A 26,199-nucleotide genomic window follows, 5' to 3' on the forward strand; every position below is an offset into this window, starting at 1 on the left:
GGGATCGCCCGGCGGCTTTGGGTCCGTCACCGCTGGCGGGCGATCACCAGATCCGGACGCGGTCCTCGGGTGCGATCCACAGCGCATCGCCTTCGCGCACGTCGAATGCGTCGTACCACGCATCGACGTTGCGCAACGGCGCGAACGCGCGGATGTGGCCCGGCGAATGGGTGCCGTTGACCAGCTGCTGGCGCAGGGCATCGTCGCGCCACAGCGTGCGCCACACTTGCGCCCAGCCCATGAACAGCCGCTGCTCGCCGCTGAAGCCGTCGATCTGCGGTGCCGGCTTGCCGTCCAGCGAACGACGGTAGGCCTCCAGCGCGATCGTGATGCCGCCCAGGTCACCGATGTTCTCGCCCATCGCGACCTTGCCGTTGATGTGCATGCCCGGCAGCTGCGGGAAGGTGTAGGCCTCGTACTGCGCGCCGAGCTTGGCCGCCTGCGCCTCGAACTTGGCCGCGTCCTCGGCCGTCCACCAGTCGCGCAGCACGCCCTCGCCGTCGGACTTGCGGCCCTGGTCGTCGAAGCCGTGGATGATTTCGTGGCCGATCACGCCGCCGATCGCGCCGTAGTTGACCGCCGGATCGGCCTCGGGATCGAAGAACGGCGGTTGCAGGATCGCGGCCGGGAACACGATCTCGTTCTTGACCGAGTTGTAGTAGGCGTTGACCGTCTGCGGGGTCATGCCCCACTCGCCCTTGTCGACTTCCTTGCCCAGGCGGTTGCGGCGGTAGTCCCACTCGAACGCCATCGAGCGCTCGGCATTGCCGAACACATCGCCGGGCTCGACCTCCAGGCCGCTGTAGTCGCGCCACTGGTCCGGGTGGCCGATCTTCAGGCCGAACCCGTCGAGCTTCCTGCGCGCCTCGGCCTTGGTCGCCGGGCCCATCCAGTCGAGCTTTTCCAGTCGCGCGCCCATCGCCACCTTCACGTTGGCGACCAGCGCATCCATCTTGGCCTTGGAATCGGCCGGGAAGTACAGGGCGACATAGTCGCGGCCGATCGCCTCGCCCATCGTGTTCTCGGCGAACGCCACGCCGCGCTTCCAGCGCTCCTGCTCCTCGGGCTGGCCGGACAGGAACTTGTTGCGGAACTCGAAGCGTGCATCGGAGAACGCCTTCGACAGCAGCGGCGCGGCGTTGTCGATGGTGTGGAACGCCTGCCAGGCCTGCAGCGTGGCGACATCGGTCTGGCCGAAGATCGCGGCCAGCTTCGGGATCGCGGTGCTCTGACGCACCACCGCGCGCGGTGCCTGCGGCACGCCGGCCGCGGCGAAGTACGTGGCCCACGGGAAGCCCGGCGCGGTGGTCGCGAACGCCGACAGCTCGACCGGGTTGTAGGTCTTGTCGCGGTCGCGACTCTCGGCGCGCGTCCAGTGCGCCTCGGCGATCTTGGTCTCCAGCGCGAGGATCGCTTCGGCATTGCGCTGCGGGTTCGCCCAGCCGCCAAGCTCGAGCATCTGCGCGATGTAGGCCTGATAGCGCTCGCGCTGCGGCGCAAAGGTCTCGCGCAGATACATCTCGCGATCGCCCAGGCCCAGGCCCGACTGACTCATGTACAGCGTATAGCGGTCGGGGTCGCGCTGGTCGTCGGACACGCCCAGGCCGAAGAAGCTGCGACCGAAGTCGCCCTGGCTCTGGCCCATCAGCCTGGCCAGCGCATCCTTGTCGCCGGCCGCGCGGATCGCGGCGAGCTTGGGCGCCAGCGGCTGGGCGCCCAGCGCCTCGATCGCGGCCTGGTCCATGAAGCCGGCATAGAGCGTGGCGACCTTGGCGCGGTCGGGATGCGCGGTGTCGGCCGCGTCGTACCCCTCGACCAGCTGACGCACGCGCGCCTCCGACAGATCGCGCAGGACCAGGAACGCGCCATAGCTCGATTTATCGGACGGAATCTGCGTGGTCTTGGCCCAGTTGCCGCTCACGTAGCCGAAGAAGTCCTCGCCTGGCCGTACCGAGGTGTCCATGCCCGCGGTGTCGATGCCCCAGCTGCCCATGCGCTGCGCAGCGACGGGAGCGCCCGAGGCGGAGGCGCCGCCGGCGCTTGGCTCGCTCGCGAACAACGCCTGCAGCGTGCAGGTCTCCTCGAGACAGCGGTGGTCGTGGGCAGCGGCGGTGGCCGCCATCGTCATCGCCACGGCGGTCGCCGCGGACAGCAGGGTCTTCTTCAAGCGCGATCTCCATCGAAACGCGGTCGGAATGCCGCCAACGGCGAGTGCCGGGCGGCCGACTGCCAAGCATACCGGGCACGCTGCGGCCGCGCCCCGGCCATTGGTCACCCGCGCTCAGCGCCCGCAAGCACGCGCACGGTCTGGGTCAAGCGGTGCGTGGCGCCGGGCGCCAGCGCGACGACATCCGGCCCGGCGTTGGCCGCCTCCAGACACAAAAACCCGCGCCAGGCCTGGCCGATGTCGTCCATGCGCGCCGCGGCCGCGGCGCCCGGGTTCCAGACCACCAGCGACCGGCTGCCCGCAACGTCGAGCGCGATCCTGCGATCCAGGCCTGGATCGTCGAGCACGTAGCGTCCGGGCGCATCGCCATAGATGCGGTCGCTGCGGTTCGGATCGCGCGGATCGTCGAATCGCCAGTCTCCGGCCTGCACATGCGCGGCGTAGCCGTCGTTCTTGTCGAGATAGGTCAGGCCGTCGAGTCCGGACACGCGGACCTGGGCGACATCGGAGACCCGGAAGTAGGTGTGCAGCGCCTGGGTGATCGCAACCGGACGCGGGCCGATGTTGGTGGTCACCAGCGTCTGTTCCAGCGCCTGGCCGATGCGCAGCGTCATCCGCAGTTGCAGACCCAGCTCCGGGAAATCCGGCGGCGCCAGTTCGATGGCGACGCTGCCGTCGTCGGCACGCGCGGCCGCGAGCACCCGCCAGCGCACCGTGCGCACGAATCCGTGCGCTGGCACCTCGCCGGTCTGGCCCTGCCGGCCGAAGTACGGCCATACCACCGGCGTGCCGCCACGGATCGCGTCCGGCAGTGGCTTGACCGACGGCGACAGCCACAGCGCATCTTCCTGTCCGGCTGGCACATACGAGAGCAGATGCCCGCCGTGCAGCGCGATCGCAGCCGTCGCCAGCGGCGTCTCCACCAGCAGCGCCTCGATGCCGGCATACCGGCCCAGCCGCAGGCCTTCGACGTCAGGCAGTGCGGGCGGCACCGCCGCTGTCGCCGCGGCGACGGCAGCGGGATAGCCGCTGGGCACAGCGAATGCGGTCTCGGAGATGGACGGTGTCGTAGGCAAGACGGTCTCCTGCGCCGGCGACGGGTCGCGCGGCGCACTGCCGCCGGCGCATCCGGCGAGCAGTCCGCAACACAGCAACCACAGACGAATCGGCATTGGGGTCAAGGGACGGAAGGCGGATCGCCCAGCTTAGCGGGGCTGCGTCGCCCGTGCAGCGCCTCAGCGAGATGCCCCGCAGGTGCGCGAAGCGTGCGCACCGGCGCATCCCTGTGCTGCCGCGCAACATGCTCGGCTCACGCGCCGTGCTGATTTCACTCGACGCCGACGCCAATCCGTGACCCCAATCGCGGAACGCGACATCACCGCTTCAAGATGGCTGACAGCGCTGTCAAGCACACGCAGGCTCGACGCCGGCCGTCCCCACCGCGCCGTTCCCCTTTCGAATGCAAGGAGTCCGTCATGGATCGCGTACGCCTGTTCGCCCTGCCGCTCGTCGCCTGCCTGGGCGCAGCCGCCACGTTCGCCCCCGCCGCCCATGCCCAGACCCCCGTCTGGCAGGAGAACTTCGACGGCCCGTCGATCGATGGCAACACCTGGACCTACGACGTGGGCACGGGGTGCCAGATCGGCCTGTGCGGCTGGGGCAATTCTGAAATGCAGTACTACACCAGCCGTCCGGAGAACGCGCGTATCGAGAACGGCCGCCTGATCATCGAGGCGCGGCGCGAGAACTTCGACGGCAGCCCGTTTACCTCGGCGCGGCTCAAGACCGAGGGGCGTGTGCAGTTCAAGTACGGCACGCTCGAGGCACGGATCAAGATTCCCGAGGCCGGCAATGGCGTGTGGCCGGCCTACTGGATGCTCGGTGCGGTGGGGGTATGGCCGGCGCGCGGCGAGATCGACATGATGGAGGCCGGCTCGGCGCAGGCGATCGCCGACGGCATGGCCAATCGCCGGATCGGGGCCGCCGTGCACTGGGACTACAACGGCTCGCACGCCTCGCACGCCACGGTGTACGACAGCCCGGTCGCCCTGCACCAGGACTTCCATATCTACAAGCTGACCTGGGACCCGAACTTCATCCGCGTCTCGATCGACGGCCAGCAGTACTTCGAGTTCGACATCTCCGATGTCGAAGGGCCGCAGGTGCACGAGTTCCACGCCCCGCACTTCCTGCTGCTCAACATCGCCGTCGGTGGCACTTACACCGGTGTGCACACGCCGCAGGACGTCACCGCGCCGCTGCCCGGGCGCATGGAAGTCGACTGGATACGGCTCTATCAGGACCATCCCGACAGCGAGTTGTACCTGGGCAGCAACAACGCCGCACCGGCCGGCCAGTTCGGGGTGTTCACCGAGCGCAGCGGCCTGGCCGGCGCACTGGATTTCGGCAGCAACACCGACCTGTTCCTGTGGAACAACCTCACGCCGATCGCCGACGCGCCGTTCGAGGGCAGCGAACTGATGGCGTTTCGCGCCAACCCAGGCAACTGGTTCGGGCTGGGCATCATCACCGACGTGCGCAACATGGGGGCCTACGCCGGCGGCAGCCTGAAGTTCCGCATGCGCACCGCCAGCCAGGCACCGTTCCGTGTCGGCATCAACACCTCGTTCGGCGACAGCTGGATTCCCTTCGCACCGGGTGGCCAGCAGTACGGCCTGGTCCGCGACGGCGCCTGGCACGAAGTCAGCATCCCGTTCTCCGCGTTCCACGATCTCGACCTGCACGCGGTCAAGCAGTTCTTCATGCTCGCCGGCGATGCCCCCGGCCAGCCGGTCGACCTGTTCATCGACGACGTCTACTACCAAAGCCCGTGATCGCAATCGCGCGCACCGTCCAGGGGCGGTGCGCGCGCGATGCCCCTAGAACACCGACAGCCCGGTCATCCGCGTGAACCGATGCAGCGCGTACCCGCCGAGCAGCGAGTTGCCCTTGTCGTCGAGCGGCGGCGACCACACGCACAGGCTGAGCACGTTGGGCACCACCGCGACGATGCCACCGCCGACCCCGCTCTTGGCCGGCAAGCCGACGTGGAAGGCGAATTCGCCTGCGGCATCGTAGGTGCCGCAGGTCATCATCACCGCATTGATGCGCGTGCTGCGCTCGACGCTGGTCACGCGCGTGCCGGTGCCCGGACACACCCCGCGACCGGCCAGATAACGCACGCTGCGCGCCAGATCCACGCAGTTCATGCGCAGCGCGCACTGGAAGAAGTACAGGTCGAGCACTGCGTCGACCTCGTTTTCGATATTGCCGAAGCTGCGGATGAAGTTCGCCAGCGCGATGTTGCGATAGCCGCTGCGGCGCTCCGAGGTCGAGATCTCTTCGTCGCGGCCGACCTCGGCATTGCCCGAGCGCTCGCGCATGAAGGCCAGCAGCGCGGCCTCCGGGTCGGAGTACTTCGACAACAGCACATCGGCGACCACGAGCGCCCCGGCATTGATGAATGGATTGCGCGGAATGCCGCACTCGTGTTCGAGCTGCACCAACGAGTTGAACGGATCGCCCGAGGGCTCGCGCCCGACCCGCTTCCACAGCGCATCGCCCGCCGCGTCGAGGGCGAGCGTAAGCGTGTGCACCTTGGAGATGCTCTGGATCGAGAACGGCATCTGGGCGTCGCCGACGCTGTAGACGTCGCCGTCGAGCGTGGCGACCGCCATGCCAAAGCGCGCGCGCGGCACCGACGCCAGTGCCGGGATGTAATCGGCGACCTTGCCCTCGCCTGCATCGAAGCGCGCGCGCACCTCCGCATCGATCGTCGCCAGAATGCCGGGGATGTCGTGGCGCGAGAGGTCGTGCGGGTTCTGCGGTGGGCTGTGCATTGGCATGCTCGTGCGGGTAAGCGCGCAGTCTGCGCGCCGATGCGTCAAGCGCCGGTCGCGGCCCGACAGGCACGCGCGCTTGAGGCCGCAGGCGGCACACTGCAGGCCTACCGCTTGGAGACCTCGCACGATGGGCATGCTGATCGAAGGCCGCTGGCATCGCGACGATGACGGACTGGTCGACGGCGACGGACGCCTGGCCCGGCCGCAGACGCAGTTCCGCAACTGGATCACCGCCGACGGCAGCGCCGGCCCCACCGGAACGGCCGGGTTCGCCGCAGACCCCGGGCGCTACCACCTCTACGTGGCACGCGCCTGCCCCTGGGCGCACCGCGCGACCCTGTTCCGCGAGCTCAAGGGCCTGCAGGACATGATCGGCCTGTCGGTCACCCACTGGCTGATGGCCGACGACGGCTGGACCTTCGCGCAGGCGCCGGGCGTCGTGCCCGACCAGATCAACGGCGCGGAGACGGTGTGGCAGCTCTACACCGCCGCCGACCCGCGCTACACCGGCCGGGTCAGCGTGCCGGTGCTGTGGGACACCCAGCGCGGCACCATCGTCAGCAACGAATCGGCCGACATCATCCGCATGTTCAACAGCGCCTTCGACGGCGTCGGCGCGGCCGAGGGCGACTACTACCCCCAGGCCCTGCGCGAGGAGATCGACGCGGTCAATGCGCGCATCTACGACGGGCTCAACAACGGCGTCTACAAGGCGGGCTTTGCGACCCGCCAGGCGGCGTACAACGAGGCCGTCGAGGCGGTGTTCGCGACTCTCGAATGGCTGGAGCTGCGGCTGTCGGGCGAGCCGTTCCTGTGCGGCCAGCAACTGACCGAGGCCGACTGGCGCCTGTTCACCACGCTGCTGCGCTTCGACGCGGTCTACCACGGGCACTTCAAGTGCAATCTGCGCCGGCTGGTCGACTATCCCGCCCTGCTCGCCTACACCCAGCGGCTGTATCGCCACCCGGCGGTCGCGCCGACCGTCGACTTCGACCACATCAAACGGCACTACTACCAGAGCCACCGGCAGATCAATCCCACCGGCATCGTGCCCGCCGGGCCAGTGCCGCCGGTCGGGCGCTGACGCCGCCGACGCGTTGCGGCTACAGCGGCGGCGGCATGCAGCCGATCGCCGACAACGGCCCATGCAGCGCCGGCACCTGCATCAACCACGGGCCTGCCAACGTCAGCAGGCCCGCCGCCAGGACCAGCGACGCCGCGAGCGCACGCAGCCGCGGGCGCTGCAGCCACCGGCCAACGCGCTGGCCCGACCAGGTCAGCGGCAGCATCACCGGCAACGTGCCCAGGCCGAACGCGGCCATCGTCAGCGCGCCGCCCGGCACGCTGGCCTGCATCCAGGCCACCGTCAGCAGGCTCAGGCTGAGCCCACAGGGCAACCAGCCCCACACCATCCCCAACGCGATCCGGCGCGGCGCGGTCTCGGCCGGCAGCAGGCGTCGCTGCAACGGCTGCAGCCAGGCCCACAGACGCGCGCCCGGCCGGCGCAGCAGGTCGAAGCCGCCGCGCCCGAACAGCCGCAGCGCGACCAGCACCAGCGCCACGCCCAGCAGCATGCGTAGCCCGAAGCCGATCCAGGGGTTGCCGAACACGCCGACCAGGCCGTGCCCGAAGCCGCCGACGATCGCGCCGGCCAGCACGTAGCCACCGACGCGGCCCAGGTTGACCTGCAGCGCATGCGGCCAGCCACCGGTCGGGGATGTGGCCGAGAACCCGGTCGCGATACCGCCGCACATCGCCGCACAGTGCAGGCCGCCGAGCAGGCCGCTGGTCAGCGCGGCCAGCACCACCAGCCAGTCAATCGGCACGCGGCCGGTCCTGCGGCGCAGACGTCGGTGCTGTCTCCGGGTCCCGCCCGGCCGATGTGTGCGCGGTGCCGTCGCGGCCATCGTCGTCGACCAGGATGTCGAGCGCCGGGGTGTCCATGTCGTCGAACTGGCCGCGCCTGACCGCCCAGACGAACGCGGCAATCGCGATGCCGAGCAGGACCAGGCTGATCGGGACCAACAACAGCAGACTTCTCATCTCGGTTCTCCGGTCGCCGGCACCCGCGTCAGGCGCAGCGCATTGGCGGTGACGAGCAGCGACGACAATGCCATGCCCAGCGCCGCCAGCCACGGCGTCACCAGTCCGGCCGCCGCCACCGGGATCGCCAGCAGGTTGTAGGCAAGCGCCCAGCCCAGGTTCTGCCGGATCACCCGGCGGGCGCGCCGCGCCACCGCGATCGTCGCCGGGATACGGCGCAGGGTCGGCCCGGTGGTGACCAGGTCGGCAGCGCGCTGGGCCAGCGATGCGCCCTCGCCCATCGCGATCGACACGTCGGCGCCGGCCAGCACCGGCGCATCGTTGAGGCCGTCGCCGATCATTGCCACTGTGCGGCCCTCGGCCTGCAGCGCGCGCACCCGCGTGAGCTTGTCTTCCGGCGTCTGGCGCGCATGCGCGTCTTCGATGCCCAGCCGCGCCGCCAGCGCCGTGACCGGCGCCTGCGCATCGCCGCTGGACAGGTGCAGCACCAGTCCCAGTTCACGCAGGCCCTGCAGGGCGGCAGCCGCGTCCTCGCGTACGTGCTCGCGCAGCGTGAACCGGGCCACCGCGCGGCGGCCATCACCCAGCCACAGCGCGCCATCGTCTGCGCGCCCGGCAGCGAACGCCGCCTGGCCCAGCCGCCAGCGGACGCCTTCGACGGTGCCTTCCACCCCCTGCCCCGGCACCACTGCCATCGCCTCGGCGGCGGCGTCGGCAGCGACATGCGCAAAGGCCTGGGCGATCGGATGATTGGCATCGCGCTCGAGCGCGGCCGCGATCCGCAGCGCACGCTGCGGATCGAAACCGTCGAAGCCGGTCGCCTCATCGAGTTCGGGACGCGCGTCGGTCAACGTGCCGGTCTTGTCGAAGACCATGTCGGTCGCACTGGCGAGCGTCTCCAGGGCATCGGCCCGGGTCGCCAGTACGCCGAGCCGGGCCAACGCGCCGTGCGCGGTGGCCAGCGCCGTGGGCACCGCCAGCGACAGCGCACAGGGACAGCTGACCACCAGCAGCGCCAGCGTCACTTCGAACGCGCGCGCCGGATCGTGGATGCGCCAGCCCACATAGACCGCCAGCGCGGTCAGCAACAGCCCGGCGACGAAGCGGCTGCCGATGCCGTCGGCCAGGCGCGCCAGGCGCGGCCGATGCGACTGCGCCTGTTCGACCAGCCGGGTCAGCTGCGACAAGCGCGTGTCGGCGCCGGTGCAGGTCACGCGTACCCGCACCGGCCACTCGCGGCAGACCGTGCCGGCGTAGAGCGCCTCGCCGGCAACGCGACGCACCGGTGCCGACTCGCCGGTCAGCAGCGACTCCTCGAACACCGCCTCACCATCGAGCAGCACGCCGTCGGCGGGCAAGACATCGCCGGCCGCGACACAGGCGATGTCGCCGGCGACGAGCTCGGCGGCCGGCACCGACTCGCGCGTGCCGTCGGCGCGCTCGCGCACCGCCAGCGACGGCCGCGCGCGCGCCAGCGCATCGACCTGGGCGGTGGCGACGTTGCGCGCGCGTTGCTCGAGCATGCGCGCGGCCAGCAGCAGGAACACGAACATCACCGCCGCGTCGTACCAGACATGGGTCCCCCCGCGGATCGTCTCCCACAGGCTGGCCAGGTACGCCAGCAGGGTCGAGGTCGCGATCAGCGTGTCCATGCCGACATGGCGCTGGCGCAGCTCGCGGGCCATGCCTGCCAGGAACGGCCAGCCGGCATAGAACACCACCGGGGTCGACACCATGAAGGTGATCCAGCGGAAGAAGTCGCGCGTGGCGTGCGGCATCTGCTGGTCGAAGTCCAGGTACAGCGCCTCGGCGAACATCATCGCCTGCAGCGTGCCCAGGCCGGCAATGCCCAGACGCAGCAGCCAGCGCCGGCGCTCACGCACCCGGGCGCGCTCGCGCGCCTCGCCACCGGCCAGGTACGGGCGATACCCCAGCGCGGCCAGCCGCTGCAGCACCTTTGACAGCACCGTGCGCGCCGGATCCCAGGCGATACGGATGCGGCCGGTCACCGCGTTGGCGGTGACATCGAGCACGCCTGCCTCGCGGCGCAGCGCGCGATCGATCAACCATGCGCACGCCGCGCAGCGCATGCCGTCGGTCAGCAGGGTGAGCGCGCGTCCACCGGGCACCGGGTTGGCGTGTTCGCGCAGCAGGTCCTCGCGATCCCAGATCCCGAAGTCGATCGCCTCGTTGCCGACCGGCGCGGGCATCGCACTGCGCAGGCGGTAGTAATCGCCCAGATCGGCGTGGCGGATCCATTGCGCCGCCGCCGCGCAGCCGTCGCAACAGAACGCCTGCGTGGCGCCGTCGATCGGCGCCTGCACAGCGTGCGCGGTCAGCGGCTCGCCACAGTGGAAGCAGCCCGCAGGTGCGGGATGCGCAGCGGCGTTCACGTCTGCATCAGGGCTGCAGCGACGGCGCCAGGCGGGCGGCGTGCTGTTGCTTGGGCAGGCGGCCTTGCAGGCGCCAGGTCCCATCCAGGGGCGCCAGCTGCACGATCCAGTCATGGCCGTCGTCGATCGGCGTGGTCGAGCGCCACCCGGTGTCCGTCGGTGCCAGCTCGAGCGTCAGGTCGTCCTGCGACTGGGTCGGATGCTGCAGACGCAACTGCAAGCGCGCCTCGCGCGGGAACTCGCCGGTCGCCGGGATCGCCTCGACCATCGTCTCGTCGATCCGCACGATCGCACTGAGCCCCAACTGCCGCGCTTTCGCGTCCGGGCCGAGATCGGTGGTCTGGATCTGCGAGACGCGGCGCACCTCATCGTTGACGACATCGGCGCCGCCCGAACGCGTGGCGATGACCACCAGCCCCACGCCGGCGACGATGGAGGCCAGCGGCAGGCCGATGACCAGCCACATCACCGGGATCCGCCACAGCGGGCGCTTGCTGTCATTCATCACATCGGTCCAAAGAAGCTGCTGTCGACTGTCTGGCGCTTGCCGTCGCCGTACTCGACGACGAACCGCACCTCGTGGCGGCCCCGCACCTGTTCAGGCGCCACCAGCACCAGCGGGAACGAGACCACCTCCTCCGCACGCGCAGGCACGGCGTGGGCATTGTCGCGCAGTTCGATGCCCGGCGTCGCGGATTCGACCAGGATGCGGAACTCGCGCGCCGCATCGGACTTGTTGACCAGCTTGAGGGTGTAGGCGTTCTCGGTCCTGCCATCGCCGGCGTCGCGGTACAGCGCGTTGCGATCGCGCAGCACTTCCACGATCAGGTCGCTGCGGGTGCCCACGCCGACCGCCCAGGCCACGCACAGCGCCACCAGCAGCGCGCCGTAGACGAAGATGCGCGGACGCAGCACCTTGGTGGCCTTGCCGTCGATCGCGTTCTGCGTGGAGTAGCGGATCAGGCCACGCGGATAGCCCATCTTGTCCATGACGCTGTCGCAGGCGTCGATGCAGGCACCACAGGCGATGCACTCGTACTGCAGGCCATTGCGGATGTCGATGCCGGTCGGACAGACCTGCACGCAGATCGTGCAATCGATGCAGTCGCCCAACGCCTCGGGCGCGAACTTGGGCAACGGTTCGATCGTGCCCAGATCGCCGTCCCAGGTGATGGTGCCGCGCGCCTGCGCATTCTGGCTGGCCGCCGATGGGTGGCGCCCGGCGCGGAACACGTAGTCGTAGGCCACCAGTTTGTCGAGCAGGCCACGACCGCGGGCAAGCACGCTGCCCAGCGCGCGCTTGCGCGGACCGCGCGGCTCGCCGCGCATCGGGTCGTAGGCGATGATCAGGGTATTGCGGTCGAACATCGCGCTCTGGAAGCGCGCATAGGGGCACATGTACTTGCAGACCTGCTCGCGCAAGAAGCCGGCATTGCCCCAGGTGGCCAAGGCGTAGAACAACACCCAGAACGTTTCCCAGCCGCCCCACGACAGCGTCGCCGCGCGCGCGCCCAGGTCGGTGATCGGGGTGAAGAAGCCGACGAACGTAAAGCCCGTCCACAGCGCGAACACCGCCCAGATCAGGTGCTTGCCGCCCTTGCGCATCACCTTCTCGCCGGTCCAGGGACCGGCGTCGAGCTTCATGCGCTTGGAGCGATCGCCCTCGGTCCAGCGCTCCATCCACAGGAACACCTCGGTCCACACCGTCTGCGGGCAGGCGTAGCCACAGAACAGGCGCCCGGCGAGCGCGGTGAAGAAGAACAACGCCAGCGCTGCGATGATCAGCAGCAGTGCCAGGAACAGGAAGTCCTGCGGCCAGAAGGTCAGACCGAAGACGTGGAACTTGCGCGCCGGCAGATCGAACAGCACCGCCTGACGACCATCCCAGCGCAGCCAGGGGAACAGGTAGAACATGCCCAGCAGCCAGAACACCGCCGCCACGCGCAGCCGGTTGAGCCGGCCCGACACGTCGCGCGGGTAGACCTTGCGCTCGCTCTGGTAGACAGAACCGCCGTCGTCGACGACTTCGAGCGGGATCGACCCCTTCACGTCGTCGCTCCGGAATGCGGTGCGATGGACGAGGGACACTTGGGCTGGATGCGATTCATCTGGCTACCGATAGGGGTGCGACCGCAGTGCGCGTTCGGTGATGAACGCTATTGTCCGCCCCTGTCAGGGCGTCGGAATGCGACCCGATGTCGCAGCGCGCAGGTGCCGCGCCGCGTCGACGATCACCGCCGGCTCAGTCCGGCGACAACGGTCGGTTGAAGCGGCTCGCAGGCCGCAGAAGGATCCATGTGAACAGGCTGGAGGCCGCAGTCGCCAGCCAGAACATGAAGAATCCGAGGGTGTATCCCAGCTCGCGCGACAGCGGCAGATCGGGGAAGGTCATGTCGCGAAGCGCGAGGGGATCGACGAAGGCGAACAACACCATGGTGCACACGCCCGCCGCAAAGAAGCTCGGCCACAGAATCGCGCCTACCCGCTGCGCCAGCGGACGTGGCGGGTGGTCGAAGCGCGGTTCCGTGAAATCCGTCATTGGCGTGCCGTGGTGTCCGCTGCAGGCTGATTGGACAACGACCAGACATAGGCTGCAACCAGGCGCGAGCGGGTCTCGCCCAGCAGGTCGCGATGCGCGGGCATGACGCCGTGCCGCCCTTCGTTGATCGTCTGGCGGATGCTCTCGAGCGTGTTCGGGTACAGGGTGTTGCGCGCGGTGAGGTTCGGAGCGCCCAGCGCCTGATTGCCCTTGCCGTCGACACCATGGCAGGCCACGCACAGGCCCTGGAAATGCTGCTCGCCGCGCGCGGCCATGTAGTCGATGCTCAGCGTCTGCTCCAGATCCGGCGAACGCAGCGCCCGCACATAGGCGGCCGTCTGGGTCACCGCCACATCGCCGCCGATCCCGGCCAGCACCGACCCCAGCGGCGGCATGATGCCCTGACGGCCATCGAGCACCGTCTCGAGAATCCGCTCCGGCTCGCCGCCCCAGTTCCAGACATTGTCGGTCAGGTTCGGGTAGCCCGGTGCGCCCTGCGCGGTCGAGCCGTGGCAGGCTGCACAGGTGTTGACGAAGATCGAACGCCCCAGGTCCATCGCCCGCGGGTCGCCGGCCAACTGCTCGAGGGGCTTGCCCGCGAACGCGCCGAACGTCTCCTCGAGCTGGGCGTCGCGGCGAGCCTTGTCGGCATCGTGCTCGCGCGCCGACGTCCAGCCGCTGGTGCCCGCGAAGTTGCCCAGGCCCGGGTACCAGATCAGGTAGCCGATCGCGAACACCACTGTCAGGTAGAACAAGTTGATCCACCACTTGGGCAGCGGCTTGTTGTACTCGGTGATGTCGCCGTCCCAGACATGGCTGGTGTCATCGGGCTTCGGGTCGCCGGGGCGGCGCCGCGACGTCCAGATCAGCAGCCAGACGCAGCCAACGATGTTCACCGCCACGATGGCGATGACATACCACGACCAAGCGTTGCTCATGACCCCTGCTCCTCGTCATCGTCCAGCGGCAGCTGCGCGGCTGCCTCGAATTCGGTTTTGCGCTTCGGGCTCCACGCCCAGACCCAGCCGCTGATGAAGCACAGCAGCAGGATCGCGGTGACGATTCCGGAAATCATTGGCTGTCCCCTCCCTTGGGGGCGTGGCGGCCGAGGCCTTGCAGGTAGGCGACCACGGCATCGAGTTCGGTCTTGCCCGAGACGTCCTCGGCGGCCTGCGCCACCTGCTCGTCGGTGTAGGGATCGCCCAGGCGCTGCAGGGCCTGCATGCGACGGCTGACCTGTTCGCCGTCGAGCGTGGCCTTGGCCAGCCACGAATAGGCCGGCATGTTCGACTCGGGCACCACGTCGCGCGGGTTGTTCAAGTGCACCCGGTGCCAGTCGTCGGAGTAGCGGCCACCGACACGGGCCAGATCCGGCCCGGTCCGTTTGCTGCCCCACTGGAACGGCCGGTCGTAGACCGACTCGCCGGCCAGCGAGTAGTGGCCATAGCGCTCGGACTCGAAGCGCAGCGTGCGCACCATCTGCGAGTGGCAGTTGTAGCAGCCCTCGCGGACATACACGTCGCGTCCGGCCAACTCCAGCGCCGGGTACGGCTCCACGCCCGGCAGTGGCTCGATCGCCTCGGCCTGGTACATCAGCGGCACGATCTCGGCCAGGCCGCCGAACGACACTGCCACCGCGATCAGCACGGCCATCAGACCGACGTTCTTTTCGACCTTCTCGTGCGCGTTCTTGTTCTCGCCGCTCATGCCTGGCCTCCTGCGGAGACCTGCGCGGCCACCGGGGCGGGGTTGTGGGAGATGTCGGGCGGAAGCACCGGCTGGTCGGCCGTGACGACCTGGCTCTGGCGGTAGGTCTTCCAGAAGTTGTAGGCCATCAGCAGCATGCCCGACAGGACGACGATGCCGCCCAGCAGACGCACCAGGTAGTACGGATAGGTGGCGTTGAGGCCTTCGACGAAGCTGTAGGTCAGCGTGCCGTCCTCATTGGTGGCGCGCCACATCAGGCCCTGCATGACGCCGGCGATCCACATCGAAGCGATATAGAGCACCACGCCGACGGTGTGCAGCCAGAAATGCAGGTCGATCCACTTGGTCGAGTACATCTCCTTGAGGCCCAGCAGGCGCGGCATCAACGCGTAGATCGAGCCGATGGAGATCATCGCCACCCAGCCCAGCGCACCGGCGTGCACGTGGCCCACGGTCCAGTCGGTGTAGTGCGAGAGCGAGTTGACCGTCTTGATCGACATCATCGGTCCCTCGAACGTGGCGATCATGTAGAACGAGATCGCGACGATCAGGAACTTGAGGATCGGGTCGGTCCGCAGCTTGTGCCACACCCCCGAGAGCGTCATCACGCCGTTGATCGCGCCGCCCCAGCTGGGGGCCAGCAGGATCAGCGAGAACACCATGCCCAGCGACTGCGCCCAGTCCGGCAGCGCGGTGTACTGCAGGTGGTGCGGACCGGCCCACATGTAGACGGCGATCAGCGCCCAGAAGTGCACGATCGACAGGCGGTAGGAGTAGATCGGGCGACCGGCCTGCTTGGGCACGTAGTAGTACATCATGCCCAGGAAGCCGGCGGTCAGGAAGAAGCCGACCGCGTTATGGCCGTACCACCACTGCACCATCGCATCGACCGCGCCGCTGTAGACCGGGTAGGACTTCAGCGGGCCGACCGGAATTGCGATGTTGTTGACGATATGCAGCAGCGCCACGGCGATGATGAACGCCGCGAAGAACCAGTTGGCCACATAGATGTGCTTGACCCGGCGCTTGGCGATCGTGCCCAGGTAGAGCACCGCGTAGGCGACCCAGACCACGGTGATCAGCAGGTCGATCGGCCATTCGAGCTCGGCGTACTCCTTGCCCTGGGTCAGGCCCAGCGGCAGGGAGATTGCCGCAGCGACGATGACCGCCTGCCAGCCCCAGAACACGAAGGCGGCCAGCTTGTCGGACAGCAAGCGCACATGGCAGGTGCGCTGGACCACATGCAGGCTGGTCGCGAACAGGGCGCAGCCACCGAACGCGAAGATCACCGCGTTGGTGTGCAGCGGGCGCAGACGACCGTAGCTCAGCCACGGAATCTCGAAGTTCAGCGCAGGCGCGTAGAGCTGGGCGGCGATGATCACCCCCACCAGCATGCCCACGATGCCCCAGACCACGGTCATCACCGCGAACTGGCGGACTACTTTGTCGTTATAGGTTTCAGTCATGGCGTGCATTCGCCGCCCCCTTTCTTGGATAGAGGAATGTTAGGCGCCCGTGATGTCGCTTCACCTTGATCTCGATCAAGGCCCCCTGGCGAGCGGTGTGCCCTCCCGTCCATGGCCCGGCAGTCGGGAGGCATGAACACGCCCATCATAGGCAGTCGGCCATTCATTTGCCGGTCCGCCATAGCCGCCCCCGCTGCGACCGATCAGCGCACCCAGCCCCAAAACCAGAACCGGGGTCAGAGTGCATTTCTCGCTGACCGAGAAGTGCACTCTGACCCCGGTTTTGGGTGGGGCGGTACACTGGGGGTTCGCCCAACCTCGAAGGCCCCATGGCAAAGCCCAACTATTCGTTCGAAAAACGCCAGCGCGAACTCGCCAAGAAGAAGAAGAAAGACGAGAAGGACGCCAAGAAGCGCGCCGAGCGCGAGGCGAGCCGCACCGATACGCCGGCAGCGTCCGACGCCGCCGAGTGACCACGCCGGCCACGGGTCCCGCGCGGATCTGGGTCGATGCCGATGCCTGCCCGGGCCCGGTCAAGGACATCCTGTTCCGCGCCGCCGACCGCGCCCAGGTCGCGGTCACGCTGGTCGCCAACCAATGGCTGCGCACCCCACCCTCGCGCCATGTGCGCGCCCTTCAGGTCGAAGGTGGCCCGGATGCCGCTGACGATGCCATCGTCGCCCGCGTCGCGGCCGGCGATCTGGTGGTGACCCAGGACATCCCGCTGGCCGCCCGGGTGCTCGCGCTGGGTGCGCAGGCCATCGATCCGCGCGGCCAGCCGTTCTCGCCCGACAGCATCGCCGAGCGGCTGTCGATCCGCGACTTCATGGACGAGCTGCGCGGCGCCGGTGTGCAGACCGGTGGACCGACCGCGTTTCACGCCCGGGATCGTCAGGCGTTCGCCGGCCAGCTCGATCGGTGGCTGGCCAAGCGGCGCTGACCGGCCTGGCTGCCAGGATCGGCTACGCCGAACCGGCGGCGATGCCGTCCAGGGTCGCGATCGCCGCTGCCGGCAGCACCAGCGCCGCGGCGGCCAGGTTCTCGCGCAGATGCGCGAGCGAAGACGTGCCGGGGATCAACAGCAGATTGGGCGCGCGGCGCAGCAACCACGCCAGTGCGACCTGCATCGGCGTCGCGCCCAGGTCGTGGGCGACTGTCGACAGCGTGGATGATTGCAGCGGTGTGAATCCACCCAATGGGAAGAACGGTACGTAGGCGATGCCGTCGGTGGCCAGCGTATCGATCAGCGCATCGTCGTTGCGATGCGCGATGTTGTACAGGTTCTGCACGCACACCACCTCGACCATCTCCCGCGCCTGCGCCACCTGGGTCGCGGTGACGTTGCTCAGGCCGATGTGGCGCACCAGCCCTTGTCGCTGCAGATCGGCCAGCACCGCGAGCGGCGCCTCGATCGAGCCTTCCGCCGGGCCGTGCGCGGAGAACATGATCCGCAGGTTGACCACATCCAGTACGTCGAGGCCGAGGTTGCGCAGGTTGTCGTGCACCGCTTGGCGCAACGCCTGCGGCGAGAACGCGGGCAGCCAGGCGGCATCGTCGTCGCGGCGGGCACCGATCTTGGTCACGATCGTCAGATCGTCGGCATACGGGTGCAGCGCCTCGCGAATGAGCCGATTGGTCACGTGCGGGCCGTAGAAATCGCTGGTGTCGATGTGGTCGACGCCCAACGCGACCGCCTCGCGCAGCACCGCAAGGGCGGCGGCGTGGTCCTTCGGCGGTCCGAACACACCGGGACCGGCGAGTTGCATCGCGCCATAGCCCAGCCGCTTCACGCGGCGATCGCCCAGGCGGAACGTATCGGCATTGGCGATCGGGGGCATGCGGCACTCTCGGGTCGGAAGGCGCCAGTATGCGCCGGCAGACGTACTCGGCGACTCGATAGCGCTCGTGGTGCTCGCGCTGCAGCCGTTCGAACAAGCCGTGCAGCCCGGTGTCGGCACCGGCACGGACGTCCGCCGGTTCGGTCGTGACGCGGGTGGCCGCATGCCCGTTCGCTTGTCGGCCGACGGATCGATGGACTGCGCACGCTCTCCACGCTCGCAGCATTAGCCTGCCTGCATGCACACGCCCCGCCTGTGGACGATCGGCCACTCGACGCGACCGTTCGAGGTCTTCATCGACCTGTTGCGCGCCGACGGCATCACCACGCTGGTCGACGTGCGTCGCCATCCCGGCTCGCGCCGCTATCCGCACTTTGCCGCGCAGTCGCTCATGCACAGCCTGCCCGAGGCGGGCATCGCCTTCGTGCCGATGCCCGAGCTGGGCGGTCGGCGCCGGGCACGTCGCGACTCGCCGCACACCGCCTGGCGCAACGCGGGTTTCCGCGGCTACGCCGACTACATGGAGACGGCCGAGTACGCCCAGGCGCGCGCGCAGCTGATGGACCTCGCGCACGCCGAGCGCACCGCCTGCATGTGCGCCGAGGCCATGTGGTGGAGTTGCCATCGCAGCCTGATCGCCGACGACTTCAAGGCCCGCGGCTGGGAGGTGGTGCATCTGATGGCACCGGGACAATCGCAGCCGCATCCCTGGACCGCGGCCGCACGCATCGTCGACGGCCGGCTGGACTACAGTGCGCCAGCGCCGTCGCAGGACGACCTGTTCGGGCGGGAGGTGTAGAACGCCGCCCCCACCCGGCGCGGCAAGCGCGCCGACCTCCCCGCATGTGGGAAGCTAGGACCTGTGCTTGCGAGCCCCCTCCCCGCGTGCGGAGCATTGCGCCCTTCACGGGTTGAGGGTTGGGATGGGGACGACGCGCGCATCGCCCCATCTTCCTCGGTGATCGAACTCAGGACGCAGGCGCCTGCAAGGCCTGCGCGCGCTCGAGGTGGCCGGCGATCGTCTCGCGCGTGCGCTCCAGGTGACTGCGCACGTCCGCCGCACTGGCCTGCGGGATCAGCTCGCGATCGAGCTTGTCCAGCGCCGCCTGGTGGCCCTTGATCATCGCGTCGATCCACGCAGCCTCGAACGCCTCGCCATTGAGCCCCTCCAGGCGCTGGCGCTCGGTGTCGTGCTGGCGGCGCTCGGCGGCCAGCGCCGGATCATCGGCCACTGCCGCCTGCGGCGATGCACCTGCGCCCTCGTGGGTGCCGTCGAGCATCGCCTGCGTGGCCTGCATGCTGCGTTCGTGGTCGGTGCGCAGTTGCTCGGCGTACGCTTGCGCGCGCTCACCGACGCCCTTCTTCAATGCATCCTGCGCGGCCGCGATCTCGTGGCGATCGACCTCGATCACCGTGAGCAGCGCCTTGCGATCAGCCGCCGCCAGCGCAGTCGCGGCGCCGGTCCGGGTGTCGCCGGGGGCCATCGTGTCGGTCGGGCCTGTGCGCATCGCCGCGCCGTCGTCGGCGGTCGGCGCGGACGCGGGCGGCGTTGCCGGTGTGGCGGCCGCCTGACGATCGTCGGTACGGTCGCCGCATGCCGACAGCGCGAACGCGAGCGAGGCCACCAGCAGGGTCGGACGAAGATTCATGGTCGCACTCCGTAACAGGTCAGGAAACGCGATGCTGGGCGCCGCGCCCGCCGCAGGCGGTGAAGCCCCGGACTGTTGCCAAGGCACTTTCTTCCCACACGCTCGTCCCGGTCCCGTTCATGTCGCGCCGCAAGGTCCACGGATCACGCTGCCCCACGCCTGTGTCGCCCGTGTCGCCCGCGCAGCCTCGCGACGACCCGCGCCCATCCGCCCTGCATGGCGCGCTGCGCTAGCATCGCCCGTCCCGCCTCCCGCATCGCCATGGCCGCCTCCCCTCCCCCCTCGCCGATCGCCATCCGCGCCTACGGCACGGTCAGCCAGGTCGATCGCCATGACTTCGCACAGATCGTGCTGCCGCTCGACGGCCGGCTGCACATGGACATCGCCGGTGCCGGCGCCCAGCTCGACCGCAGCCTCGGCGCCTTCGTCGAGGCCGGCGCCTGTCACGATCAGATCGGCGACGCTGCGAATCGTTCGATCATCCTCGACCTGCACACCAGCGAGCTCGACCCGCGCATCGCCGACTGCCTGGCGCGTCGGCCCTACGTCGCGCTCGGCCCCGAAGCGCGCAGCCTGATCGACTACATGGAAGCGCTGACCCTGCGCGGCGGCGTGTCCGCGCACCGCCTCCGGCTATGGATCCCGCTGCTGCTCGACACCCTGCTCGGCGAGTCGCCGCAGCCGAGCGCCCGGCTCGCGCCGTTGCTGGCGATGGTCGAGGCGCAGCCGGCGCGCGGTTGGACCGCCGAGACGATGGCCGCGCAGGTCGGCGTGAGCGCCAGTCGTCTGCACGCGCTGTTCCAGCAGTCGTTGCACACCACGCCACGCGCCTGGCTGTCGTCCCTGCGACTCGCGCGGGCCCGCGACCTGCTCACGCGGACCGCGCTGCCGATCGCCGAGATCGCCTACCGCTGCGGTTACGCCGATCAGAGCGCGCTGACCCGTGCGATGCGTCGCGCAGACGGGCAGACGCCCGCGCAGGCGCGCCGCCAGGCGCGCCGCTGAAAGACGCGAGTGCAGGACCACAACGACGCGAGACCGGGTCAAGACGGCGCTGTCGATCCTGCCTATCGTGCGGCGCATGGACTCGATGCGTGCCAGCCCTCGACACGACACGCTTGCCGGCGTCGCCTGCGGCATCGGCGCAGGTGCGCTGTGGGGCCTGGTCTTCCTGGCGCCGGCGCTGGTCCGCGACTTCCGGCCACTGGACCTGACCATCGGCCGCTATCTGTTCTATGGCCTGTTCTCGATCCTGCTGATCGCTCCGCACTGGACCCGGCTGGTCGGCCTGCTCGGCCGCCGCGAATGGCGGGGGCTGGTGTGGCTGGCACTCACCGGCAACGTTCTGTACTACCTGCTGCTGGCAAGCGCCGTGCAGTTGGGCGGCATCGCGATGACCTCGCTGGTCATCGGCTTTTTGCCGGTCGCCGTCACCCTGGTCGGCAGCCGCGACCGGGACGCGGTACCGCTGCGCCGGCTCGCGCCCTCGCTGCTGCTGGCCGCAGCCGGCGTGCTGTGCATCGGCTGGCAGGCGCTGGCGATGCCCGCGGCGGACACGGTCGGGCGACAGTTGCTCGGGCTGGCTTGCGGTGTGGGCGCGCTGGCCGCGTGGACCTGCTTTGCGGTGCACAATGCGCGTTGGCTGGCCCGTCTACAGCACATCACCGTCCACGAGTGGAACCTGCTCACCGGCGTGGTCACCTGCGGCTTGACCGCCCTGCTGTTGCCGTTGGCCTGGGCCCTGCCCCGCGTGCCCCAACCGTCCTCGGCCTGGGCGCTGCTGATCGGGGTGTCGGCCGGCGTGGCCTTGCTGGCGTCGATGATCGGCAACGCACTGTGGAACCGCATGAGCCGGCTGCTGCCGCTGACCCTGGTCGGCCAGATGATCCTGTTCGAAACGCTGTTCGCCCTGCTCTACGGCTTTGTCTGGGAACGCCGCCTGCCCACGCTGCTGGAGGCCATCGCGTTCGTGCTGGTGGCGCTGAGCGTGGTCACGTGCCTGGCCACACACCGGGCGCCGCCGGCCGCGATCGGCGACGCACCCGCTCGCTGAGCCGGGCTCAACGCCGGTCGCCGCGTCGCCGCAGGCGCCAGGACGCCAAGGCCACGGCGACCATTCCGATCGCGGCGCCCGGCCACGCGCCCAGGGCCAGCGCCGCACCCAGACCGACGTACAGCGCCAGGCCGCCGAGCACAACATCGACGCGGCGATCGGTCGCCGGGACGTCGCGGTCGCGCCGCAGTTCGAAACGCACGACCAGGGCGATCAGCGGCGCGACCACCACCAGGCACAGCGCGATCCAGCCTGCGCGCCCGAGCCAGAAGCCCGGCGCGCCGGGCAGTCCAGCGTCGATCGGCAGCCCCAGTCGCTCGCCCAGCCATGCGGCCGGCAGCTCGGCGAGCTTGTGCCACAGGTACAGCGGCATGCCGAGCGCACCGAGCACCGCGATCGCCTTTGCCGGCGCGCGGCCTGCGAGCACCCGCCGCGCCAGCGGCTCGCACAGCAGCACCAGGCCCACCTGCAGCCACATCACCCCGATCAGCGCCAGCGTGGGCGGCAGCATGTTGTTGCCGGCCAGCGTCACCCCGACCATCGCGACCGGATAGCCGGCGGCGATCGCCAGCGCCAGCCATGCCGTGCCGAGCAGCAGCAGGCCGGCGCCGGTCGCCGGGCCGCGAACACGCCCGCGCTTCCAGGCGATGCCCAGCTGCTGCGGGATCAGCCACACCACCAGCATGTTGAGCCAGGCGATGCCGGCCGGCCGCTCGGTCGCCAGCTGACCGAGTGTGCGCAGCGCACCGGCCGATGTCGCCCCGGCACGGATCATGTCGAGAACGCCGGCCACGACGACCAGCCCGGCGACCGCGCCCAGGCCCAGGCGCGCATCCAGGCGCAGGCTCCAGGGCAGCAGCGCCTGCACCGTGAGCAGCATCAGCAGGAACCACAGATGGATCGTCAGCGAGCGGTCGAACACCGCCAGCAGATGACCGCCCCACAGCCATGAGAGCATCGCGATCGCGGCAAGCACCACCAGGTAGGTCAGCGTCGGCCGCGCCAGCCCGAGCGCCCGCCCCGCCCACCAGGACATCTGCGCGCCCTGCGCCGCACGTCGGGCCACGCTGTCGACGCTGACCGCGGCCGAGACGAACACGAACAGCGGCACGACCTGCACGATCCAGGTCAGCCAGCCGGCCGCGTCCCAGGCCGCGAGCAGGTGCCCGGTGTCGACCAGCACGCCGTCGGCCATGCGCGGCAAGGTCGCGATCCAATGCCCGAACACGACCAGCAGCAGGGCGCCGGCGCGCAGCGCATCGGGGTACGGGTCGCGGGAAGACGGCGTCATCGGTGGCGCAGATCCTGGGTTCGGCACGCCGACGAGCTTACCCAGACGCCATGGCGCGGGGCGTCATGCCGGCCCTGAGCAGAGCGAGCGGACGCATCCGGTGCCCGGCGCCGGGCACGCCGCCTACAATGCGCGCCCCCCGTCGCCCTGGAGCTGCATGAACATCGTCGTCGTCGACGCCCTGAAGGCCTACATCGATCCGCTGACACCCGACGAGCACGAGGCGCTGGAGCGCAGCCTGCTCGCAGAAGGCTGCCGCGACGCGCTGGTGCTGTGGGGCAACGTGCTCGTCGATGGCCACAACCGCTACGGCATCTGCCAGAAGCACGGCATCCCATTCGAGACGGTGCAGAACACCCGTTTCAAGTCGATGGACGATGTCCACCTGTGGATGATCGAGCAGCACCTGGGCCGGCGCAGCGTGTCGGACTACCAGCGCGGGGTGCTCGCGCTGCGCAAGCGCACGATCCTGGAGGCGCGCCAGCAGGCGCGGCTCGAATCGCCACCGCCCGCGAGCGAAGACGAAGCCGTCGCGACCGACGACGACCGTCCGCCGTGGGACGACACCCCCGTGCCCGCCACCCGCGCCGATCTGGCGCGCGAAGCCCGGCTCAGCGCCAACCAGGTCATGATGATCGAGCGCATCCACGCGCAGGCGGCGCCCGAAGTGGTCGAGGCGCTGAAGGCGGGCGAGATCTCGATCAGCGCCGCCGCCGCGGTCGCCAGCCTGCCCGAGGACGAGCAGCGCAGCGCGGCGCAGGCCGGCAAGGCCGAACTCAAACAGGCCGCCAAGCGCGCCCGCGATGCGAAGAAGCGCCCGCGCGCGGCCCGCGAAGGCGAAGACGGCGAGAACGTCGAGGGCGACGCCGCCCCGGACGCGCGCGCATTGCAGCGACGCGTCGACGCGCTCGAACGCGAGAATGCGCAATTGCGCGCCCAGGTCGAGACGCTGCAGGCGCAGTTGCTGCGCCTGCGCAGCTGACCCCCGCGTCCGGCGCCAACGCGCTTTGCGGCCGCCGGCTCAGGCGGCCGTGATCGTGCCGGGCAACGGATGCCCGGCCAGCCGCATCGCATACAGCGCCGCGCCGTGATGCGGCGCGTGGCGGGGTGCCCGCAGTTCGAAGTCGATGCCGGTCGCGTGCAAGGCCGCTGCCAGCGGCGCCTGCAGCAGCGCGCCCGCCCCGAAGGCACCGCCCGAGCAGGTCACCGGCACCGGGCCGTGGTCGCCGAAATCGAGCGCGCGGCGCACCGCATAGACGATCGCGGCCAATTCCTGCCCCGCCCGTTCGAAGATCGCGCGCGCCACGTCGTCGCCGGCCTCGGCCGCCTGGGCGACCTGCAACGACAGCTGCGCGATCCGGTCGCGCGTCAAGGCCTGCGCGCCGTACACCCGCGCGCACAGGTCGAGGTCGTCGGCGAGCTCGAAATGCGCCCGCAGCGCCGCATGCAAGGGCCCGCGCGGCAGCCGTCCATCGCTCATGCGCGAGAAGGCATTGAGGCCCTGGACCGCGATCCAGTACGCCGAGCCCTCGTCGGAGAAGACCTCGCCCCAGCCACCGGCGCGCGCTTCGCGCCCCTGCCGCTGGCCGTAGGCAATTGAGCCGGTACCGGCGACGATGTTGATGCCGTCCGCGCAGGCCAGCGATCCCGCCCAGCCGCAGACCATGTCGTTGCCGCAGCGATAGCGGCGATGGCCGAGCAGCGCTTCGGGTATCGCATCGAGTTGCGGCGTGGCCGCGTCGTCCTCGCCGTGCGCCGGCAGCCCGAAGAACGCATAGGCGATTGTGTCCGGCGTCGCCTGCGCTTGCCGCGTGACCGCGTCGATGCCGTCGGCCAGCAGCGCACGCACGCCGTCGAGGCCGATCTGCGGGTGGTAGGCGGTGCCGCGCTGGACCTCGGCGCGTACGCCGCCTTCGGCGTCGAGCAGCACGAAACGGGTCTTGGTGCCGCCGCCATCGACGCCCAGATAGTAGGCCGCGCCGCTCATGGCACCAGCGGGTACAGACGCACGCCCTCGACGACGCGGTTCACCGTGCCCTGCGCATTCGGGCTGTCGGGCCGTACGCCCAGTGCCCGCGAGGCGTGGAACGCGAACAGCTGCGCCACCGCGACATAGGGCCACAGCAGGTCGAGATCGTGGGCGTGCGCGAGCCTGGGCACGTGCACCGCGTCGCGCGCCGGGCCATGCGGGTCGGCGGCGGTGACCTCGATCACGCGCGCGGCCACGCCATCACCGCGCAGCTCATCGAGCAGGTCGAGATCGTAGCGCCGAGTCAGCGGGTCGTTGGACACGAACACCACCACCAGCGTGCGTGCGGTGACGAAGGTCTTGGGGCCGTGGCGGAAGCCCATCGGCGATTCGAAGCAGGTCGCGATCGCGCCGTTGCTCAGTTCGCCCAGCTTGAGCGCGGCCTCGCGCGCCAGGCCCTTGAACAACGCGCTGCCCAGATACACCACGCGCTCGAACCCGCACAGCGCCAGCTCCTGGGTCAGCCCGCGCGCCTGCTGCAGCACGGCTTCGGTGGCCGACGCCATCGCGTGCACGCGCGTCTCCAGGGCGTGCGGCCCGCCCAGCGCGGCCAGCGTCGCGAGCATCATGCAGCTGAAGCTCGAGGTCATCGCGAAGCTGACATCGTGGGTTTCGGGCGGCAGCAGCAGGGTCATCGACCGCTGCACCGCGACCCGGCCCAGCGCACCGTCGGCGTTGCAGGTCACCACCAGGTGGCGCAGGTCGGCGACCAGCGCCTCGGCCAGCTCGACCGCCGCCACGCTCTCGGGGCTGTTGCCCGAGCGCCCGAACGAGACCAGCAGCAGCGGGCGCGCTGGATCGAGATACAGCCTTGGCGCGCTGACCAGGTCGGTCGTGGGCACCGCGTCGACGCGCGCAGCGAGGCTGCGGTCGAGCCACGGCGCCAGGCATTCGCCGATATAGGCCGAGGTGCCGGCGCCGGTCAGGATCACCCGCGCCGTCGGGTCGCCCGACACCGGCGCGATGAAGGCGGCGAGTTGCTCGGCCATCCCGGCGACCAGCGCCTGGGTGCGCAGGAGCATGCGCGGCTGCTGCTCGATCTCGCGCGCGGTCCACAGCGCGCCGCTGGCAGCCAGGTCGGGTTCGGGCAGGCCAAGAAGGTCAGGACTGGGCATCGGGGACGCAGGCATGGCGGTAGTCGTCGAGGGCGATGGCGATGTGGGCCATCACGAGGGCGGCGGG

25 protein-coding genes and 1 pseudogene are annotated in these 26,199 nt (G+C 69.8%); 8 read left to right on the forward strand and 18 right to left on the reverse strand.

Going from position 1 to position 26,199, the window contains the following annotated elements; translation table 11 throughout:
• Positions 1 to 43: 43 nt before the first annotated feature.
• Together ABE505_RS12385 and ABE505_RS12390 are read right to left on the reverse strand one after the other, a co-directional pair.
• Positions 44 to 2,167, reverse strand: a complete 2,124-nt coding sequence (locus ABE505_RS12385) for a M13-type metalloendopeptidase (protein WP_346445584.1) — start codon at positions 2,165 to 2,167, stop codon at positions 44 to 46.
• Positions 2,168 to 2,271: 104 nt separating this feature from the next.
• Positions 2,272 to 3,099 (reverse strand): annotated as a pseudogene (locus ABE505_RS12390) (D-hexose-6-phosphate mutarotase); the annotation flags it as partial.
• 543 nt (positions 3,100 to 3,642) lie between these two features.
• Between ABE505_RS12390 and ABE505_RS12395 the strand changes: the two are divergent.
• Positions 3,643 to 5,001 (forward strand): glycoside hydrolase family 16 protein, encoded by a 1,359-nt coding sequence (locus tag ABE505_RS12395; protein ID WP_346445583.1) that lies wholly within the window; start codon positions 3,643 to 3,645, stop codon positions 4,999 to 5,001.
• A 45-nt stretch (positions 5,002 to 5,046) separates the two neighbouring features.
• On the opposite strand, the gene ABE505_RS12400 is transcribed toward ABE505_RS12395, so the two are convergent.
• Positions 5,047 to 6,006: a glutaminase gene (locus ABE505_RS12400; RefSeq protein WP_346445582.1), complete on the reverse strand. Its 960-nt coding sequence runs from the start codon at positions 6,004 to 6,006 to the stop codon at positions 5,047 to 5,049.
• Between the two features lie 130 nt (positions 6,007 to 6,136).
• On the opposite strand from ABE505_RS12400, the gene ABE505_RS12405 reads away from it, so the two are divergent.
• A complete protein-coding gene (locus ABE505_RS12405; protein WP_346445581.1) occupies positions 6,137 to 7,093 on the forward strand; it encodes a glutathione S-transferase family protein in 957 nt (318 codons plus the stop codon).
• Positions 7,094 to 7,112: 19 nt separating this feature from the next.
• On the opposite strand, the gene ABE505_RS12410 is transcribed toward ABE505_RS12405, so the two are convergent.
• The 10 genes from ABE505_RS12410 to ccoN form a co-directional block, all read right to left on the reverse strand.
• Positions 7,113 to 7,835 (reverse strand): sulfite exporter TauE/SafE family protein, encoded by a 723-nt coding sequence (locus ABE505_RS12410; RefSeq protein WP_346445580.1) that lies wholly within the window; start codon positions 7,833 to 7,835, stop codon positions 7,113 to 7,115.
• Positions 7,825 to 8,052 (reverse strand): cbb3-type cytochrome oxidase assembly protein CcoS, encoded by a 228-nt coding sequence (ccoS, locus tag ABE505_RS12415; RefSeq protein ID WP_346445579.1) that lies wholly within the window; start codon positions 8,050 to 8,052, stop codon positions 7,825 to 7,827. Before ccoS ends, ABE505_RS12410 begins: the two co-directional genes overlap by 11 nt.
• Positions 8,049 to 10,445: a heavy metal translocating P-type ATPase gene (locus ABE505_RS12420; RefSeq protein WP_346445578.1), complete on the reverse strand. Its 2,397-nt coding sequence runs from the start codon at positions 10,443 to 10,445 to the stop codon at positions 8,049 to 8,051. The genes ccoS and ABE505_RS12420 overlap by 4 nt, the downstream gene beginning before the upstream one ends.
• Positions 10,446 to 10,452: 7 nt before the next feature.
• Positions 10,453 to 10,950 (reverse strand): FixH family protein, encoded by a 498-nt coding sequence (locus ABE505_RS12425; RefSeq protein WP_346445577.1) that lies wholly within the window; start codon positions 10,948 to 10,950, stop codon positions 10,453 to 10,455.
• Positions 10,950 to 12,494 carry a 4Fe-4S dicluster domain-containing protein gene (locus ABE505_RS12430; protein WP_346445576.1) on the reverse strand — a complete coding sequence of 515 codons (1,545 nt, stop codon included), beginning with the start codon at positions 12,492 to 12,494 and terminating at the stop codon, positions 10,950 to 10,952. Before ABE505_RS12430 ends, ABE505_RS12425 begins: the two co-directional genes overlap by 1 nt.
• Positions 12,495 to 12,687: 193 nt before the next feature.
• Positions 12,688 to 12,984 carry a hypothetical protein gene (locus ABE505_RS12435; RefSeq protein WP_346445575.1) on the reverse strand — a complete coding sequence of 99 codons (297 nt, stop codon included), beginning with the start codon at positions 12,982 to 12,984 and terminating at the stop codon, positions 12,688 to 12,690.
• Positions 12,981 to 13,922, reverse strand: a complete 942-nt coding sequence (ccoP, locus tag ABE505_RS12440; RefSeq protein ID WP_346445574.1) for a cytochrome-c oxidase, cbb3-type subunit III — start codon at positions 13,920 to 13,922, stop codon at positions 12,981 to 12,983. Before ccoP ends, ABE505_RS12435 begins: the two co-directional genes overlap by 4 nt.
• A complete protein-coding gene (locus ABE505_RS12445; protein WP_183425495.1) occupies positions 13,919 to 14,059 on the reverse strand; it encodes a CcoQ/FixQ family Cbb3-type cytochrome c oxidase assembly chaperone in 141 nt (46 codons plus the stop codon). Before ABE505_RS12445 ends, ccoP begins: the two co-directional genes overlap by 4 nt.
• Positions 14,056 to 14,691 carry a cytochrome-c oxidase, cbb3-type subunit II gene (gene ccoO / locus ABE505_RS12450; RefSeq protein WP_346445573.1) on the reverse strand — a complete coding sequence of 212 codons (636 nt, stop codon included), beginning with the start codon at positions 14,689 to 14,691 and terminating at the stop codon, positions 14,056 to 14,058. The genes ABE505_RS12445 and ccoO overlap by 4 nt, the downstream gene beginning before the upstream one ends.
• On the reverse strand, positions 14,688 to 16,166 hold the full coding sequence (gene ccoN, locus ABE505_RS12455; protein WP_346445572.1) for a cytochrome-c oxidase, cbb3-type subunit I: 1,479 nt from the start codon (positions 16,164 to 16,166) through the stop codon (positions 14,688 to 14,690). The genes ccoO and ccoN overlap by 4 nt, the downstream gene beginning before the upstream one ends.
• Positions 16,167 to 16,486: 320 nt before the next feature.
• Here ccoN and ABE505_RS12460 point away from each other — a divergent pair, with 320 nt between their 5' ends.
• Entirely contained in the window at positions 16,487 to 16,630 is a 144-nt protein-coding gene (locus ABE505_RS12460; protein ID WP_346445571.1) for a hypothetical protein, read from the forward strand.
• Complete coding sequence (locus ABE505_RS12465; RefSeq protein WP_346445570.1) at positions 16,627 to 17,097, forward strand: YaiI/YqxD family protein; 471 nt, start codon at positions 16,627 to 16,629, stop codon at positions 17,095 to 17,097. The genes ABE505_RS12460 and ABE505_RS12465 overlap by 4 nt, the downstream gene beginning before the upstream one ends.
• Positions 17,098 to 17,119: 22 nt before the next feature.
• Here ABE505_RS12465 and ABE505_RS12470 read toward each other — a convergent pair whose 3' ends face one another.
• Positions 17,120 to 17,995 carry an aldo/keto reductase family oxidoreductase gene (locus tag ABE505_RS12470; RefSeq protein WP_346445569.1) on the reverse strand — a complete coding sequence of 292 codons (876 nt, stop codon included), beginning with the start codon at positions 17,993 to 17,995 and terminating at the stop codon, positions 17,120 to 17,122.
• Between the two features lie 238 nt (positions 17,996 to 18,233).
• On the opposite strand from ABE505_RS12470, the gene ABE505_RS12475 reads away from it, so the two are divergent.
• Entirely contained in the window at positions 18,234 to 18,794 is a 561-nt protein-coding gene (locus ABE505_RS12475; RefSeq protein ID WP_346445568.1) for a DUF488 domain-containing protein, read from the forward strand.
• 169 nt (positions 18,795 to 18,963) lie between these two features.
• Here ABE505_RS12475 and ABE505_RS12480 read toward each other — a convergent pair whose 3' ends face one another.
• Positions 18,964 to 19,644, reverse strand: a complete 681-nt coding sequence (locus ABE505_RS12480) for a DUF4142 domain-containing protein (protein ID WP_346445567.1) — start codon at positions 19,642 to 19,644, stop codon at positions 18,964 to 18,966.
• Between the two features lie 261 nt (positions 19,645 to 19,905).
• Between ABE505_RS12480 and ABE505_RS12485 the strand changes: the two genes are divergently transcribed.
• The gene (locus ABE505_RS12485) at positions 19,906 to 20,649 is read left to right on the forward strand and encodes an AraC family transcriptional regulator (protein ID WP_346445566.1); all 744 of its coding nucleotides are present in this window, start codon (positions 19,906 to 19,908) and stop codon (positions 20,647 to 20,649) included.
• Between the two features lie 76 nt (positions 20,650 to 20,725).
• The gene (locus ABE505_RS12490; RefSeq protein ID WP_346445565.1) at positions 20,726 to 21,697 is read left to right on the forward strand and encodes a DMT family transporter; all 972 of its coding nucleotides are present in this window, start codon (positions 20,726 to 20,728) and stop codon (positions 21,695 to 21,697) included.
• 7 nt (positions 21,698 to 21,704) lie between these two features.
• On the opposite strand, the gene ABE505_RS12495 is transcribed toward ABE505_RS12490, so the two are convergent.
• Positions 21,705 to 22,988, reverse strand: a complete 1,284-nt coding sequence (locus tag ABE505_RS12495) for an acyltransferase family protein (RefSeq protein ID WP_346445564.1) — start codon at positions 22,986 to 22,988, stop codon at positions 21,705 to 21,707.
• A gap of 157 nt (positions 22,989 to 23,145) precedes the next feature.
• Between ABE505_RS12495 and ABE505_RS12500 the strand changes: the two genes are divergently transcribed.
• Positions 23,146 to 23,970 carry a plasmid replication/partition related protein gene (locus ABE505_RS12500; protein WP_346445563.1) on the forward strand — a complete coding sequence of 275 codons (825 nt, stop codon included), beginning with the start codon at positions 23,146 to 23,148 and terminating at the stop codon, positions 23,968 to 23,970.
• 39 nt (positions 23,971 to 24,009) lie between these two features.
• Here ABE505_RS12500 and ABE505_RS12505 read toward each other — a convergent pair whose 3' ends face one another.
• Together ABE505_RS12505 and ABE505_RS12510 are read right to left on the reverse strand one after the other, a co-directional pair.
• Positions 24,010 to 24,975 (reverse strand): BadF/BadG/BcrA/BcrD ATPase family protein, encoded by a 966-nt coding sequence (locus ABE505_RS12505; protein ID WP_346445562.1) that lies wholly within the window; start codon positions 24,973 to 24,975, stop codon positions 24,010 to 24,012.
• The gene (locus ABE505_RS12510; protein WP_346458280.1) at positions 24,972 to 26,132 is read right to left on the reverse strand and encodes an SIS domain-containing protein; all 1,161 of its coding nucleotides are present in this window, start codon (positions 26,130 to 26,132) and stop codon (positions 24,972 to 24,974) included. Before ABE505_RS12510 ends, ABE505_RS12505 begins: the two co-directional genes overlap by 4 nt.
• Positions 26,133 to 26,199 lie beyond the last annotated feature (67 nt).

Origin of the sequence: Luteimonas sp. TWI382, from assembly GCF_039674545.1 — a bacterium.
Taxonomy (GTDB): domain Bacteria; phylum Pseudomonadota; class Gammaproteobacteria; order Xanthomonadales; family Xanthomonadaceae; genus Luteimonas.